The organism is Kribbella shirazensis (assembly GCF_011761605.1).
Classification (GTDB): Bacteria; Actinomycetota; Actinomycetes; order Propionibacteriales; family Kribbellaceae; genus Kribbella; species Kribbella shirazensis.
The window spans coordinates 4359093-4373661 of record NZ_JAASRO010000001.1 but is presented as its reverse complement, the minus strand read 5'-3'; the positions used below and the strand labels follow the sequence as shown (position 1 = coordinate 4373661).

Genomic DNA, 14569 nt, shown 5'->3' with positions numbered 1-14569 from the left:
GGGGTAGAGATGGCGCGAAGGATCAGCCCTTGACGGCGCCGACCATGATTCCCTTGGTGAAGTAGCGCGCCACGAACGGGTAGATGAGCAGCACCGGCACACTGGCCACGACGATCAGCGAATACTTGAGCAGATCGGCCAGTTGCTGCCGTTGCAGGACGACGGAAGCGTCGATCGCGCCGCCGCTGTAGGTGTTGAGGATCAGGATGTTGCGCAACACCAGTTGCAGCGGGAACAGGTCCGGGCTCTTCAGATAGATCAGCGCGTCGAAGTACGAGTTCCACTGCATGATCGCGTACATCAGCGCGACCACGGCGATCATCGGCTTGGCCAGCGGAATCACCACCGACCACAGGAACCGCAGGTCACCGCAACCGTCCAGCTGCGACGCCTCGACCAGTTCGTCGGGGATCGCGGTGCGAAAGTACGTCCGCGCGATGATCACCTGCCAGACCCCGATCGCCTGCGGGACGATCAGTGCCCACCGGGTGTCCAGCAACCCGACCTGCTGGACCACCAGGTACGTCGGGATCAGCCCGCCGGTGAACAGCATGGTGAACAGGATCAGCGTCATCACGACGTTGCGGCCGACCAGCGTGCGCCGCGACAGCGGGTACGCGATCGCGACCGTCAGCACGACGCTGACGATCGTGCCCACCACGGTGTAGAACAGCGAGTTCAGGTACCCCTGCACAATCTGCGGGTTGGCGAAGACCGCCTCGTAGCCGCGCAGCGAGAAGTCCACCGGCCAGAACGACACCCGGCCGGCTGACACCGCCTCGGGGCTGCTGAACGAGCTCGCCACGATGTAGAGCAACGGCAGCAGGACGATCGCCAGGAAGACCGCCAGCAGCAGGTACACGCAGAACAGGAAGATCCGGTCCGTCCGCGGCTCGCGGATCCGCTGCGCCCGGGCCTCCCGGCGCTCGGTCCTCCTGCTCGTCGACGTCCTGGCCTCACTCAGAGCCGTCATGACCACAGTCCGTTCCCGGTGATCCGTTTGGCGATCACGTTCACGATCAGCAGCAGGGCCAGGTTGATCACCGAATTGAACAACCCCACTGCGGTCGCCATGCTGAAGTCCGCGTTCAGCAGGCCGGTCTTGTAGACGTACGTCGCGATGATCTCGGACTGGCTCAGGTTCAGCGGGTTCTGCAGCAGGAACGCCTTCTCGAAACCGATCGCCATGATGTTGCCGACGGCAAGCACGAGGATGATGACCGCGGTCGGCATGATGCCCGGCAGGTCGACGTGCAGGATCCGCCGCAGCCGGCTCGCGCCGTCGACCCGCGCCGCCTCGTGCAGTGCCGGGTCGATCCCTGCCAGAGCGGCCAGATAGATCACCGCGGAGTACCCGGTGGTCTGCCACACGTCCGACCACACATAGATATGGCGGAAGTAGTCCGGGTCGCCGAGGAAGTCGATCGCCGGCACACCGAAGAACCCGAGTCCCTCGTTGACGATGCCCAGCCGCGGCGAGAGCAGCAGGATCGTCATCGACACGACCACCACGGTCGAGATGAAGTACGGCGCGTACGTCACCAGCTGCACCGAGCGTTTGAAGAGGCCGTTGCGGATCTCGTTCAACGCGAGCGCGAGGACGATCGCGAGCGGGAAGCTCGCCGCCACGGTGTAGACCGACAGCACGAAGGTGTTCTTCACCAGGGTCCAGAACACCGGGTTGCGGAAGAACAGCTCGAAGTTCTGCCAGCCGACCCAGTCGCTGCCCCAGATGCCCTTGATCACGTTGTAGTTCTTGAAGGCCAGGACGGCGTTCGACATCGGTACGTACTTGAAGACCGCGAACCACACCAGCGGAACAACCATCAGCAGGTACAGCGTCCAGTGCCGGCGAACGCTGCGGCGCAGTCCTGTGACGCCTGGGCGGGCACGCTGCTGCCCATGTATCGATAAACCTGCCGGGGAGCGGACCAGGTCAACCATGCTCGAGCCTCCGTCACGACGACGAGGATTAATCCCATGAATTTCCGGGATCGTAGCGCCGTCTCTCGGCATGGTCCATACTGAAGCGCACCAAAGATGGCAAAAGATCCCATCTATCTGCGACTGTGAGGCGCCATGCCACGAATCACCTCGGTCGAGACCGTCGATCTTCGCTTCCCGACGTCGCTTACCCAGGACGGCTCGGACGCGATGAACAAGGACGGTGACTACTCGGCGGCGTACGTCGTCCTGCACACCGAGGATCCCGCTCTGTCCGGCTTCGGTTTCACGTTCACGATCGGCCGCGGCAACGACCTGTGCGTCGCGGCCGCGGCGCAACGCGCACGGCCGCTGGTGGGGCGTGACGTCGCCGAGCTCTGCGACGACCTCGGCGGGGTTTACCGCGAGCTGCAGTCGGACACCCAGCTGCGCTGGCTCGGCCCGGACAAGGGCGTCGTACATCTCGCGCTGGCCGCCGTGATGAACGCCCTGTGGGACCTGGCCGCACGACGCGCCGGCGTACCGCTGTGGCGTCTGCTCGCCGAGATGTCGCCCGAGCAACTGGTCGACGCGGCCGACCTCCGGTACCTCACCGACGTCCTGGACCGCGACCAGGCGATCACGCTGCTGACCGCCCAGGAAAGTGGCCGTCGGCAACGGATCGCAGAGCTGGAGTCGGCCGGCTACCCCTGCTACACCACGTCGGCCGGCTGGCTCGGGTACTCCGACGCGAAGCTGCGCAGGCTCTGCGAGGAGGCGGTCGCGGCCGGGTACAAGCACGTCAAGCTGAAGGTCGGCGCCGATCTGGACGACGACATCCGGCGGTGCGGGATCGCCCGTGAGGTCCTCGGTCCGGACGGTCACCTGATGATCGACGCGAACCAGGTGTGGGAGGTGCACGAGGCGATCGAGTGGGTGAAGGCGCTGGCCGAGTTCGACCCGCTGTGGATCGAGGAACCGACCAGCCCCGACGACATCCTCGGACACGCCGCCATCCGCAAGGCGGTCGCCCCCATCGGTGTCGCGTCCGGCGAGCACGGCATGAATCGGGTCCTGTTCAAGCAGATGTTCCAAGCCGGAGCCCTCGACTACTGCCAGCTCGACGCCGCCCGCCTCGGCAGCGTGAACGAAGTACTCGCGGTCTACCTGCTCGCCGCCTGGTTCGGCGTCCCGGTGTGCCCGCACGCGGGCGGGGTCGGCCTGTGCGAACTCGTCCAGCACCTGGCGATCTTCGACTACGTCGCGATCTCCGGATCGCTGGAACGCCGGGTGACGGAGTACGTCGATCACCTCCACGAACACTTCGTCGATCCCTGCGTGGTGCGCAATGGCGCGTACGTCCTCCCGGCCGCACCCGGTTACAGTGCCGAGATGCACAGGGAGTCGCTCGCGACGTACAGCTATCCGGATGGCAGTTACTGGGCCGCACGCCTCGGCGGCGAGCTCCCATGACCCCGGTCAAACCCGCCGTACAGCCGCGCGGCAGCGGCGGTTCGCAGACCGATGTGGTGGTGCAGAGCATCCGGCAGATGATCATCGACGGCCGTCTGCGGCCAGGTGATCGGCTACCCGTCGAGAAGGACCTGGCCGCCGCCTTCAGCGTGTCCCGGAACGCGTTGCGCGAAGGCGTCCGGGCGCTGTCGATCATGGGGGTTCTCGAGACCAGGCAGGGCGACGGCACCTACGTCACCACCCTGGATCCGTCGATGCTGCTCGCGCCGATGGGGTTCGTGGTGGACCTGCAGGACGGCAGCGGAACGCACCACCTGCACGCGGTACGGCGGATGCTCGAGACGGAGGCCGCCGCGCTGGCCGCCCGGCAGATCGACGCCGCCGCCCTGACCGCGGCCGAGGAACTGCTGCACCACAACGAGGTCGAGCTGCGCCTCGCGGAGCCGAATCACGAGCGCGTGATCGAGAACGACATCGCGTTCCACCAGATCATCGCGCAGGCCGCCGGCAATCCGGTGCTGTCCGCGCTCATCACCGCCCTCGGCGGCCGTACGATGCGCGACCGGCTCCGCCGCTCCATCACCCAGCCCGGCGCCGACGAGACCGCCCACCGCGAGCACCTGTCGATCCTCGCGGCACTCATGAAACACGACCCGGATCGCGCCCGTACCCAGATGGCGGTTCACCTCTTCACCGTGGAGGACTACCTTCTCGAGCGGCGCGCGAGCCCACCGACGGAATGAGAACTCGTGGACGATCGGCTCCGGTGGAGTACCCCTGACGTCACCCTCACCTTCTCTCTTCACGACGGCCCGGTGCGCCTGGTTGCCGCGCACGGCGACCACGAGCCGGCCGACGGACACGGCCGGCCGCTGGTGGAGATCGGCGCCGTCGGATACGGGCGGTCCCTGAGCAGCAACCGGCATGTCGGCACGGTGCTTGGTCAGCGACTGCGCTACGTCCGGCACGACGACACCGGGAGGACACTCCGCATCGTTCAGGAGGAACCGGGCACCGGGCTCCGGGTCACCAACGTGTTCGAGACGGGCGCGGGCGTGCGCTGCTGGACCGAGGCGGAGATCGACGGCACGGGCCCCTTGGAGCTCACCTTCCTCTCCTCGCTGGTCGTCGGCCTTCCGTCGATCGACGCGGACCTCCACCTCGCCGAGAACAGCTGGATGGCGGAGAGCCGCTGGTCGGTCCGGCACCTGCGATCGGAAAACCTCGCGGACATCGTCAGCGCGGGGCATCATCACGTCGCCCGCAGCCGCTGTGCGGTGACCGGGACGAACTCGTGGTCCACCGGTGAGCGCCTGCCGATCGGTGTGCTGATCGGCCGCGGTACGCCGTACGCCATCGGCTGGCAGATCGAGCACAACGGGCCCTGGCACTACGAGATCGGCGAGAGCCGCGACGGCGGCTATCTGCTTCTCAGCGGTCCGACCGACCAGGAGCACCAGTGGAGCGTCGAAATCACCGCCGGCAATCCCTTCACCACCGTTCCGGTCTCGCTCGTCGCGGGTACTGACCGCGACAGCATCTTCGCGGCCCTCACCCGTCAGCGTCGTGCGATCCGCCACCGGCGTCCAGCCGACGACCGGATGCCGGTGATCTTCAACGACTACATGAACACGCTGCTCGGCGATCCCACCACCGACAAGCTCCTCCCCCTCATCGACGCGGCCGCCGGCGTCGGGGCCGACTACTTCTGCATCGACGCCGGCTGGTACGCCGACGGCGACTGGTGGAACACCGTCGGCGCCTGGCAGCCGTCGGCAACGCGCTTCCCGAACGGACTCGCCGAGGTCATCGACCGGATCCACCAGCGGGGCATGGTGCCCGGTCTCTGGCTCGAGCCCGAGGTGATCGGTGTCCGGTCACCGATCGCCGCCGAACTGCCCGACGACGCGTTCCTCACCCGCCGCGGCGAGCGCGTCTCCGAGTCGGGGCGTTACCTGCTCGACCTCCGCAGTACGGCTGCCCGGAAGCACCTCGACGCGACCGTCGACCGGCTCGTCGACGAGTTCGGTGTCGGATTCTTCAAGTTCGACAACAACACGATGACGGGTCCCGGCACCGACAAGGGCGGTACGTCGCTCGGTCAGGGGCTGCTGGAACACCACCGCGCACTGCTCAGCTGGCTGGACGGCCTGCATCGCCGTCATCCGGAGCTGCTGATCGAGAACTGCGCGTCCGGCGCGATGCGGATGGACTACGCGATGCTGTCCCGCCTGCATCTGCAGTCGACGTCGGACCAGGAGAATCCGTTGCTCTACGCACCGATCACCGCTGCCGCGCCGGCCGCCGTACTGCCCGAGCAGGCCGGTCACTGGGCCTATCCGGTCAGCGGATCCAGCCGCGAGGAATTCCTCCTCGCGCTGATCAACGGCATCCCCGGCCGCCTGTACCTGTCCGGTCACCTGAACCGGATGACTCCGGCCGAGCTCGACCTGATCCGCGCCGCGCTGGCCGCCCATCGCGTCCTGCTCGACGATCTCGACTCGTTCGTCCCGGCCTGGCCCCTGGGTCTCCCGGCGTGGACGGACGAATGGATCGCCCTGTCACTCAACGGACCGACGGTCTCCTACCTGACACTCTGGCACCGCGGGCCCGGGCCGTCGACCGTCGCTCTCGAGCTGCCGCAGGCTGTCATCGAGCCGCACTTCCCGCTGGACCCTGCCGGGTGGGCCTTCGACTGGGCCGATGGGACGCTCACCGTCACGACAACCACTCCCGAGCCGTCCGCCCGCGTGGTGCGACTCACCAGCTGAACTGCTCGTTGGTAGAGCCCGCTCGGTGTGCGGTGTCAGCTGGTGACGGGATCCTCTCGGCGGGCGGCTCGGCCTGCCATGACGGCCACCAAGGTCGCCAGGTTGGCAGCAGCCGCGGCGATCACCGCGAAGGACAGGTAGGTGTCCCGCCGCTCCGAGCAGTCGCGCGCGATACCGAGCCGCCCCTCGGTTCCGACGCTGCGGTCGCTGGTCACGTGATCGCCCCACGAAGACGACCCTTCGGTGTCGAGGAACGAGTGGTCACTCGGCCACCCGACGGCGATCAACGAGCCGCAGCTGACATGCACAGCCCCCTCACCGTCGTCCTCGATCGTGAAGCTCGGCCCCTTGAACAGCAGCACCGCAATGCCGACGTACAGCAACCCAGCGACCACCCCGAACACACCCCGCGCCACGCCACTCCCCTTCCAGCCGCTCCCTGGGGAATGCACCGTACGCCGGCAACGGGTCGCGCGAGGTCGGTCAGGAATCGAGAAGCCCCGGCTGCCGCCCCGCGCCTAGCGTGATGGTCATGACATCGATCGACACCATCACGCTCGAAGTAACCGAGCTCGCGACCGCCGAGACGTTCTACGCGTCCGCCTTCGGGCTCGGCTCCAGGCTGGCGCTGCGCCGTTCCGACTCCCCCACGACCGGTTTCCGGGGCTTCACGCTCTCCTTGGTCGTCTCACAGCCGGCCACCGTGGACAGTCTGGTCCGCGCCGCGCTCGACGCCGGCGCGACCGAGCTCAAGCCTGTCGCCAAGTCGCTCTGGGGGTACGGCGGCGTGGTCCAGGCGCCGGACGGGACGATCTGGAAGGTGGCAACCTCCGCGAAGCGCAACACCGGCCCCGACACCGAGCAGATCGACGCACTCATCCTCCTGATCGGCGCCGCCGACGTCGCCGCGAGCAAGCAGTACTACGTCGATCACGGACTGACCGTCGCACGCAGCTTCGGCCGCAAGTACGTCGAATTCGAGGCAGCCCCCGGCTCGGTCAAGCTCGCCCTGTACGGCCGTAAAGCCCTGGCAAAGGACGCCGGCGTCACTCCCGCCGGCACCGGTTCGCACCGTCTCGTCATCGGTGCCGACCACGGCCCACTCACCGACCCCGACGGGTTCACCTGGGCCCTCCCCACCCAGCAGCCTCAGGAAGATGCGCGTCGGGTACCCAGCGGCGCCTGAGGGTGCCGATGGTCGATCGCAAAATCAAAGTCTCAAACCTGTTGGGTTTTGAGACAGCGGTAGACGGTGGCTCGTGATACTCCGAGAAGCTCGGCGATCTCGGCCGCCGGCCTCCCGGTCGCAAACAGCTCCCGCACCCTCGCCACCCCCGCGTCGTCCAGCGCCACGGGCCGTCCGCCGCTCCGCCCGCGCGGTCGCCCACGGGACCGCTCAGCTGGCGCGTTGGAGGTCAGGAGGGCGCGAGCGCCTTCGAGGATGAGGTGTTTGAGGCGCTCAGGAGGTACGTCGCGGAAGAGGGCGATCGGGTCGCCCAGGCCGGCGACGACCTGGGAGGCGCGGACTCGCTGCTCCAGGGTCCGGTCCGGGCCGCAGACCAGGTCGTTGGCGAGGGCGATCGCGGCGACGAAACGACTGGCCACCGGGGCCTCGACGAGCAGTGTCATATCGCGGATCAACATCACGAGCGTCTCCCGGTGCCGTAGGTAGACGTCGACGTAGCCCTCGATGGCGTTCCACCGGACTGCCTCCGGGTCGCCGCTCGCCTCGGCGTCGGCCAACGCGGTTTCCAGCTCGTCGAGCAACGGCAGGGTCAGCTGCCGGAGAATGTCGTCCTTCGAGGCGAAGTGGTAGTAGAGCGCCGCCTTGGTGATGCCGACCTGATCCGCGATGGCCTGCATCGAGGTGGCGCGGTACCCGCGCTCGGCGAACAGAGCGCGCGAGGCGCTCAGGATCCGCTCCGGGGTCGCGCTCATGTCAACTCCTCAGACATCGTGAGAACCACTTACCACCGGTCAAGTTCATCGCCTATGATACTGACCGCTGGTAAGCGTAGAGGAGCTGAGCATGGTCGAGCGGGTCAAGGTGTCGTTCGAGTCCGGCGGCGCCGACTGCGCCGGGTATCTCTACCGGCCTGCGGAGCAGGACGGGCGGCTGTCCTGTGTCGTCCTCTGCCACGGCTTCAGCGGAACGATGGACCGCTTGTTCCCGCACGCCGAGCGCTTCGCCGCCGAAGGCCTGGCGGCCCTTGTGTTCGACTACCGCGGCTTCGGGGAGAGCGACGGCGAGCCGCGCCAGCTGGCCGACGTCGACGGACAGCAGGAGGACCTCCGGGCCGCCATCGCGTTCGCCCGCAGCAGTGAGTACGTCGACCCCGGCGCCGTCCTGCTGTGGGGAAACTCGCTCGGCGGCGCCCACGCCATCTCCGTCGCCGCCGACGATCCCAGCATCGTCGGCGTGATGGCGCAGATCCCGTTCAACGGATTCCCGAAGCGGGTCGAGGGTCGTTCGAGATGGCAGACGGTCCAGCTGCTCGGAGCCATCGGCTGGGATGCACTGCGCGGCAAACTCGGTCTCCCGCCGTACTACATCCCGATGATCGGCCGTCCCGGAGAGCTCGCGGTCGCGGCCACCGCCGAGGCCGACCAGCACATCCAGACACTGACCGGCGGGGGAACGACGACCCTGTGGCGCAACAGCATCGCCCCACGAGCGCTGCTGGGCATGATGCGGTACCACCCGCAAAAGGCCGCGGCACGTTTGTCCATGCCGCTCCTGGTCTGCGTCGCGGCCGACGACCACGAGACGCCCATCGAGACGACCCGCGCGCTCGCCGAGCAAGCCCCGCGCGGAGAGCTACGCAGCTACCCGGGCACGCATTTCACGTTCTACACGGACGCCACAACACGCGAGCAGGTCCTCGACGACCAGATCGCCTTCGCCCGCCGCTGCCTCGAGCACAGCTGATCATCGGAATGTACGGACCCGCCAAGGAGCAGGACGTTCAGGCACCGCGGCTGGTTGTGGGTTCTGCGGGGTGGGCGGGGTCCTGGTCTTCCGGGATCCAGCGGAGGAGGTCGCCGGGTTGGCAGTCGAGGACTTCGCAGAGGGCGGCCAGGGTGCTGAAGCGGACTGCCTTGGCGCGGCCGTTCTTGAGTACGGCGAGGTTGGCCGGGGTGATGCCGACGCGCTCGGCGAGGGTGCCGACGGCCATCTTGCGCTTGGCGAGCATCACGTCGATCTCGACGACGATCGGCATCAGATGACCTCGTCGAGCTCGGCCCGCAGCTGCTGCGCCTCGTGGTCCGTGGCAACGGCCTGGACGAGCAACATCCGCAGGACGTAGACGACCAGTGCGACGCCGGCCACGACGACCGACAGCCCGCACACGAGCCCGACGATGCCGGGGGCAACCGCCTCCCCCGGCGCCAGGGCGACAGCCATCCCGAACGTGAGCAGCGACGCCGCGGCGATCGCGCCGATCACGATGTCGACGTACCGGAAAGCACCGTGGGAGAAGACCGTGCCCCGGCGGACCATCGTCAGCAGCCGCCAGATGCACACCGCCGTCACCTGCAGCGTCACGACCCCGAGCACCACGATCACCACCACGGGAATCCGCACCGCGGCGGGCGCGTCGTCCAGATCCATCCACAACAGCGGCACCATCAGACCCTGCACGACCAGCGACCCCAGTAGCGCAACCGCCAGCACCACCCGCAACGCGAGCACAGCCAGTCTTCCCATACCCAGTCCCCTCATCGACCAACGATACAAATCTATCGAAAATCGACAGACTTCACCATACCTTCAGGGGATGCGGAGGATCCAGGCGGGAGCGGTCAGTTCGCGGCCGCGGCTTCACCTTGGGCTCGGCGGGAGAGGTCCTGGGTGTCCTTCCAGTTCTGGAGGCGGTCGGCGTAGATCTTCTCGAGCATGGGCTGGAAACCCTGGCCGAACAGGATGCGCAGCGGCGGGTTGTCGGCGTCGGCCAGTTCGAGGAGGACCTGGGCGGCCGCGGCCGGGTCGCCGGCGGGTTGCTTGCTCATGGCACCGGCCATGCGCTGGCGCAGGCCGACGTACGCCGGGTGGGGGTCGGCGAGGAAACCGTTGTTCAGCGGGTCGGGGTTCTTACCGCCCCGGGTCGCGTAGCCGCCCGGCTCGATGATGGTGACCTTGATGCCGAACTCGGCGACCTCGGCCGCGAGAGCCTCGTTCAGGCCTTCGAGGGCCCACTTGGACGCGTGGTAGGCGCCGCCGAGCGGCATCGCCATCAGCCCGGCGGCCGACGACAGCTGGAAGATGCGCCCGGATCCCTGCTCACGCAGGTGCGGGAGCGCGGCCTGCACGACCCAGACCGCCCCGAACAGGTTGGTCTCCAACTGGTCGCGCAACTGCTGCTCGGTCAGCTCCTCGACGGCGCCGATCTGTGCGTAGCCGGCGTTGTTCACGATGACGTCGAGGCGGCCGAAGTGTTCCTTCGCGCGGTTGACGCTCTCGAAGACCGCGGCCTTGTCGGTCACGTCCATCGCGAGCGGCAGCACCGCATCGCCGTACTTGGTGACGAGGTCGTCCAGACTCGCGGTGCTCCGGGCGGTCGCGGCGACCTTGTCCCCGCGCGACAGAGCGGCCTCCACGAACTCGCGGCCCAGACCGCGCGACGAACCGGTGACGAACCAGACCTTGCTCATTGCTGCCTTCCTTCACCTCATCGATGGCTTCTGAACACCAGATGCCACCGATCCACAGCGCGTGACAGCCACAACAGGTGACCTGCGCCACGGAGTACGCCGAGGCCGTAGAGAGAGCTGCCCGGGGTGGACAGCAGCGCGATGAAGGCGATCATCGGTTGTACGTCGCCACCGTTGGCCAGCAGGATCTGTGTTGGCCCCTGAAAAGCGACGACGCAGCATCCCGTCCACGTGATCAGCCACGCCATCCGCGGGCCGACGGCGCGCTGGGACACCAACGGCAGGGCGAATGCGGCCAGGCTCAGGAGTCCGGTGACGACAAGGACTGTCCGCTGGGCCACCAGATCCATCGCCTGCGGCCCAGTGGATCCCGGTCCGAAGATGCCCCAGTAGAGGTTGGCCAGACCGAAGGGCACCATACCCAGAGCGCCGGCGACGGTCGCCACGGTCGACGGCGGTTGCGGTGCCACCGCGATGAGGTCACCCCAGCGCGCCACGACGTACTGCGCCAGCAGGACCGCCAGCGCGATCCCGAGCAGGGCGAATCCGCTGTAGACGGCCCCGAACACCCAGGGGGCGAGCCCCTCGTCCGTGGCGGTCTTCACCGCTCCGTCGGCGATCAACTGAAGGACCAGTCCGAGCGGCAGCCCGAGCAGGATCGGCGCCAGCAGACCCGTGGCGCCCGCTCCCAGGACGAACACGAGCCAGGCAGGCACCCGGTGGGCGGCAGGCCTGGTCAGGGCGATCGCGAACGCGACGGCCACGACCATCAGGAAGACCGTGATCAGGTTGCCGACCACGAACCTCGTCTCGTGCATCTCGCTGGCCCCGGCCGCGGTCGTCGTACCGATGGTCGAGCCGCTCAGCCACAGCACCTTCAGGACCAGGTACGGCACGGGGGCCAGGCAGGCGACGACGAGGGCTGCCCGCTGCAACCGCAGGCGCAGGTGAGACATCGCGAGGTGCTCCGCTCCATTAGAGATGCGCATCTAGAGAACGGCATCTAATATGGAGGAACGACCGGACACGGTCAAGTTGCCCCCTAAGGTGGTCGCGTGGCGAAACGTGCTCTGTACTCGCGGGACGAGATCCTTGACGCCGCCGTCCTGGCCGTGCACGAGCACGGGCACGCGGCGACCGTCGCCGACGTGACCAAGCTGCTGAAGGCTCCGTCGGGGTCGATCTACCACCGCTTCCCTTCCCGGCAGTCGTTGTTCGTCTCGGCCTGGATGCGCTGTGTGCGGCAGTTCCAGAACACGTTCGCGGACATCGGCACCGAGGACCCGGTCGAAGCGATCGTCGCGACAGGCCTCCAGATCCCCAGGTTCTGCCGCGACCACCCGGCCGAGGCGCGAACGTTGACGCTGTTCCGCTACCAGGTGCTGATGGCCGATCCGCCCGCGGAGCTCGTGCCGGAGCTCGAAGTGCTCAACGCGCCGGTCGCCGAGCACATCGCGGCGCTCGCGCGGAGCCGGTACGGGCGCATCACCCAGCGGCGGCTCGAACTCGTCGCCCTGGCCTGCCGCGACACGCCGTACGGCATCGTCCGCGGGCTGATCGGCGGCCCGATCCCGACCTGGCTGGACGAACCCATCGCGGCTGCGTCCCGCGCGATCGCACTCCTCAACGACAAACCCGGTCAGTCGGGATAGACCGCCGGATCGGCCGTGACGGTGGGAGGGTCACGGTGTTCGAGGGTGGGGTCGGCGTGCGTCGCGTCGGCCAGGTCGCGGCAGCGCGTGAAGTGGACGTCGCCGTACGACTGGGCGGACTCGATGAGTTCACGCAGCGCCATCAGCCGGCTCGGACGACCGGACAGGAACGGATGCAGGCACAGGTTGAACAGGCAGCGGTAGTGCCGCATCGCGTCGAGCTCGGCGCGCCACATCTCCAGGACCTTGCGCGGGGACTCGATGACCGACCCGATCTGCGGCGACGGGAGGAAGGCGTACTGCTCCCAGTCGTCCAACGACCAGTGGACCGGGAGCTCCACGACGGGCCGGCCGTCGACTCCCAGCACGTAGGGCCGGTCGTCGCCCATCAGGGAGGAGTCGTACGTCAAGCCGTGCGACGCCACCAGGTCGAGCGTCGTCTGCGTGGCTTCCCACAGCGCCGCCCGGTGCCCCTTGATCTCGATGCCCTGGGCATCGAAGACCTCCAGGGCGCGCTCGAAGTCCGCGCGCTCCTCGACCGCGTTCATCGCCGTCGGCGCGCGATGGCTGTACGAGTGGTGGGCGACCTCGTGGCCGTGCTCGACGATCGTTGCCGCCAGCCCCGGTCGGTGCTCGGCCACCCATCCCGGGACGAAGAACGTCGCCGGTACGCCGAGATCCGCGAGCAGCTCGAGGATCCGCGGTACGCCGATGTCCGGCCCGTACGCCTGGTGCGACATCGTCATCAAGTGGCCGGCGTACGCGCGGCCGGACGCGAGGATCGGCGTCTCGGCGTCGACGTCGAAGGTGAGCGTGGCGACGGCCGCCGCCCCGCCGTGCCACGTCGCGTCGGTCATGACCGACCAGTTTGCCACTGCTTCGCGTTGGCCAGCGTCACCGACGGCTGCAGCATGGCCCGGTCGAACTCCTCCAGCGCCCGGCCGTCGGCCAGCCGGCGCGGCAGGTCCGGGTTCGCCAGCGCGCCGTGACCGATCGACAGCACATCGGCGTGACCGTCGGTCAGTACGCGATCGGCCTGCTCGGGGTCGTGCATCCCGCCGTTGGCGACCACCGGCAGCCCGCTGACCCGGCGTGCCAGACCGGTGATGGTCTGTCCACCCTGCAGGCGGGCGGTCTCCAGCCAGTTGCGGCCCTCGCTCGCGATGTGCAGGTAGTCGACGCCGGTCGCGCCGAGCGCCGAGAAGATGACCTCGGCGTCGTACGCGCCGCCCGGCCAGCGGTACTCGAAGTCGTTCACCTTCGTCTGCGACAGCCGTACGCCGACGACGAAGTCCTCCGGTGTCGCGGCCACGACGGCATCCGCGATCTCGACGGTCAGCCGGATCCGGTTCGCGACCGGTCCGCCGTACTCGTCGGTGCGCTGGTTGGTGTAGACGGTCAGGAACTGGTCGAGGAGATACCCGTTGGCGCCGTGGATCTCCACGCCGTCGAAGCCGGCCTCGTGCGCGCGCACCGCAGCGGCCGCGAAGCCGTCGATGATCTCCTTGATCTCGAGGACCGAGAGCTCGAGCGGGACAGGCCAGGGTCCGCTGCCGCCGTACTCGGGCATCATCTGACCGAGCGGCTGTACGGCGGACGGTCCGGCCAGCTCCGAGCGGTGCGGGTTGCCCTGCGACAGCGCGCCGGCGTGCATCAACTGGGCGATGATCTTCCCGCCCGCCGCGTGCACCCGGTCGGTCACGGCGCGCCAGCCCTCGACCTGTGCGGCCGTACTGAGGCCCGGCTGGTTGAAGTAGCCCTGGCTGTACGCCGCGTCCGGGTACGTGCCTTCGGTGATCAGCAGCCCGAAGCCACCGTCGGCGAAGTCGCCGTAGTAGTCGGCCATCTCGGCGGTCGGTACGCCGTCGGGCGTGGCGGAGACCCGGGTCATCGGCGCCACCGCGAGGCGGTTCGCGAGGTCGAGGCCGCCGATCCGGGCCGGCTCCAGGGCAGGGTGCACACGAGTCGTTGTCAGCTCCATGCCGACAACTTCAGCACGGGTCCGCCGCGACCGGCGATGGATTCACCTACAACGATCAGCAGGACTGCTAGAGGATCCTCCACTGAACGGCTCGGCCAAACCTGGTTTGGTTACGG

At 68.1% G+C, this 14569-nt stretch carries 16 protein-coding genes; 6 read left to right on the top strand and 10 right to left on the bottom strand.

From position 1 onward, the window contains the following. Positions 1–22: 22 nt before the first annotated feature. Complete coding sequence (locus BJY22_RS21300; protein WP_167209407.1) at positions 23–973, bottom strand: carbohydrate ABC transporter permease; 951 nt, start codon at positions 971–973, stop codon at positions 23–25. Continuing rightward, positions 970–1827, bottom strand: a complete 858-nt coding sequence (locus BJY22_RS21295; RefSeq protein WP_238350420.1) for an ABC transporter permease — start codon at positions 1825–1827, stop codon at positions 970–972. The genes BJY22_RS21300 and BJY22_RS21295 overlap by 4 nt, the downstream gene beginning before the upstream one ends. Before the next feature lie 252 nt (positions 1828–2079). Between BJY22_RS21295 and BJY22_RS21290 the strand changes: the two genes are divergently transcribed. From BJY22_RS21290 to BJY22_RS41760, 3 genes are read left to right on the top strand one after another with little or no spacing between them, the layout of a single operon-like run. Beyond that, positions 2080–3396 (top strand): L-fuconate dehydratase, encoded by a 1317-nt coding sequence (locus BJY22_RS21290; protein WP_167209405.1) that lies wholly within the window; start codon positions 2080–2082, stop codon positions 3394–3396. Continuing rightward, on the top strand, positions 3393–4139 hold the full coding sequence (locus BJY22_RS21285; protein WP_167209404.1) for a FadR/GntR family transcriptional regulator: 747 nt from the start codon (positions 3393–3395) through the stop codon (positions 4137–4139). The genes BJY22_RS21290 and BJY22_RS21285 overlap by 4 nt, the downstream gene beginning before the upstream one ends. A gap of 6 nt (positions 4140–4145) precedes the next feature. Next, a complete protein-coding gene (locus BJY22_RS41760; protein WP_167209403.1) occupies positions 4146–6167 on the top strand; it encodes an alpha-galactosidase in 2022 nt (673 codons plus the stop codon). 35 nt (positions 6168–6202) lie between these two features. Here BJY22_RS41760 and BJY22_RS21275 read toward each other — a convergent pair whose 3' ends face one another. Further along, positions 6203–6583: a hypothetical protein gene (locus tag BJY22_RS21275; RefSeq protein ID WP_167209402.1), complete on the bottom strand. Its 381-nt coding sequence runs from the start codon at positions 6581–6583 to the stop codon at positions 6203–6205. A gap of 116 nt (positions 6584–6699) precedes the next feature. On the opposite strand from BJY22_RS21275, the gene BJY22_RS21270 reads away from it, so the two are divergent. Beyond that, a complete protein-coding gene (locus BJY22_RS21270; RefSeq protein WP_167209401.1) occupies positions 6700–7353 on the top strand; it encodes a VOC family protein in 654 nt (217 codons plus the stop codon). A 32-nt stretch (positions 7354–7385) separates the two neighbouring features. On the opposite strand, the gene BJY22_RS21265 is transcribed toward BJY22_RS21270, so the two are convergent. Further along, the gene (locus BJY22_RS21265) at positions 7386–8105 is read right to left on the bottom strand and encodes a TetR family transcriptional regulator (protein ID WP_167209400.1); all 720 of its coding nucleotides are present in this window, start codon (positions 8103–8105) and stop codon (positions 7386–7388) included. 91 nt (positions 8106–8196) lie between these two features. Between BJY22_RS21265 and BJY22_RS21260 the strand changes: the two genes are divergently transcribed. Then, positions 8197–9096: an alpha/beta hydrolase gene (locus BJY22_RS21260; protein WP_167209396.1), complete on the top strand. Its 900-nt coding sequence runs from the start codon at positions 8197–8199 to the stop codon at positions 9094–9096. A 37-nt stretch (positions 9097–9133) separates the two neighbouring features. Here BJY22_RS21260 and BJY22_RS21255 read toward each other — a convergent pair whose 3' ends face one another. From BJY22_RS21255 to BJY22_RS21240, 4 genes are all read right to left on the bottom strand, one after another. Further along, a complete protein-coding gene (locus tag BJY22_RS21255) occupies positions 9134–9388 on the bottom strand; it encodes a helix-turn-helix domain-containing protein (RefSeq protein WP_167209394.1) in 255 nt (84 codons plus the stop codon). Next, on the bottom strand, positions 9388–9891 hold the full coding sequence (locus tag BJY22_RS21250) for a DUF2975 domain-containing protein (RefSeq protein WP_238350419.1): 504 nt from the start codon (positions 9889–9891) through the stop codon (positions 9388–9390). Before BJY22_RS21250 ends, BJY22_RS21255 begins: the two co-directional genes overlap by 1 nt. An 80-nt stretch (positions 9892–9971) precedes the next feature. After that, positions 9972–10820, bottom strand: a complete 849-nt coding sequence (locus BJY22_RS21245) for an SDR family NAD(P)-dependent oxidoreductase (RefSeq protein ID WP_167209392.1) — start codon at positions 10818–10820, stop codon at positions 9972–9974. A gap of 17 nt (positions 10821–10837) precedes the next feature. Further along, entirely contained in the window at positions 10838–11776 is a 939-nt protein-coding gene (locus BJY22_RS21240; protein ID WP_167209390.1) for a hypothetical protein, read from the bottom strand. A 99-nt stretch (positions 11777–11875) separates the two neighbouring features. On the opposite strand from BJY22_RS21240, the gene BJY22_RS21235 reads away from it, so the two are divergent. Further along, positions 11876–12472 (top strand): TetR family transcriptional regulator, encoded by a 597-nt coding sequence (locus tag BJY22_RS21235; RefSeq protein WP_167209388.1) that lies wholly within the window; start codon positions 11876–11878, stop codon positions 12470–12472. Here BJY22_RS21235 and BJY22_RS21230 read toward each other — a convergent pair. Both BJY22_RS21230 and BJY22_RS21225 read right to left on the bottom strand, forming a co-directional pair. Further along, positions 12460–13329: a polysaccharide deacetylase family protein gene (locus tag BJY22_RS21230; RefSeq protein WP_167209386.1), complete on the bottom strand. Its 870-nt coding sequence runs from the start codon at positions 13327–13329 to the stop codon at positions 12460–12462. The two genes, BJY22_RS21235 and BJY22_RS21230, sit on opposite strands and share 13 nt — an antisense overlap. Beyond that, positions 13326–14453: an oxidoreductase gene (locus BJY22_RS21225; protein ID WP_167209384.1), complete on the bottom strand. Its 1128-nt coding sequence runs from the start codon at positions 14451–14453 to the stop codon at positions 13326–13328. The genes BJY22_RS21230 and BJY22_RS21225 overlap by 4 nt, the downstream gene beginning before the upstream one ends. Positions 14454–14569: the final 116 nt, after the last annotated feature.

Excerpts from the sequence above, each read along its gene's own strand:
- BJY22_RS21295 (WP_238350420.1), bottom strand. The coding sequence starts at position 1,827 with ATGGTTGTTCCGCTGGTGTGGTTCGCGGTCTTCAAGTACGTACCGATG.
- BJY22_RS21250 (WP_238350419.1), bottom strand. The coding sequence starts at position 9,891 with ATGAGGGGACTGGGTATGGGAAGACTGGCTGTGCTCGCGTTGCGGGTG.
- BJY22_RS21290 (WP_167209405.1), top strand. The coding sequence starts at position 2,080 with ATGCCACGAATCACCTCGGTCGAGACCGTCGATCTTCGCTTCCCGACG.
- BJY22_RS21255 (WP_167209394.1), bottom strand. The coding sequence starts at position 9,388 with ATGCCGATCGTCGTCGAGATCGACGTGATGCTCGCCAAGCGCAAGATG.
- BJY22_RS21225 (WP_167209384.1), bottom strand. The coding sequence starts at position 14,453 with ATGGAGCTGACAACGACTCGTGTGCACCCTGCCCTGGAGCCGGCCCGG.
- BJY22_RS21270 (WP_167209401.1), top strand. The coding sequence starts at position 6,700 with ATGACATCGATCGACACCATCACGCTCGAAGTAACCGAGCTCGCGACC.
- BJY22_RS21260 (WP_167209396.1), top strand. The coding sequence starts at position 8,197 with ATGGTCGAGCGGGTCAAGGTGTCGTTCGAGTCCGGCGGCGCCGACTGC.
- BJY22_RS21285 (WP_167209404.1), top strand. The coding sequence starts at position 3,393 with ATGACCCCGGTCAAACCCGCCGTACAGCCGCGCGGCAGCGGCGGTTCG.
- BJY22_RS21265 (WP_167209400.1), bottom strand. The coding sequence starts at position 8,105 with ATGAGCGCGACCCCGGAGCGGATCCTGAGCGCCTCGCGCGCTCTGTTC.
- BJY22_RS21230 (WP_167209386.1), bottom strand. The coding sequence starts at position 13,329 with ATGACCGACGCGACGTGGCACGGCGGGGCGGCGGCCGTCGCCACGCTC.
- BJY22_RS21245 (WP_167209392.1), bottom strand. The coding sequence starts at position 10,820 with ATGAGCAAGGTCTGGTTCGTCACCGGTTCGTCGCGCGGTCTGGGCCGC.
- BJY22_RS21240 (WP_167209390.1), bottom strand. The coding sequence starts at position 11,776 with ATGTCTCACCTGCGCCTGCGGTTGCAGCGGGCAGCCCTCGTCGTCGCC.
- BJY22_RS21300 (WP_167209407.1), bottom strand. The coding sequence starts at position 973 with ATGACGGCTCTGAGTGAGGCCAGGACGTCGACGAGCAGGAGGACCGAG.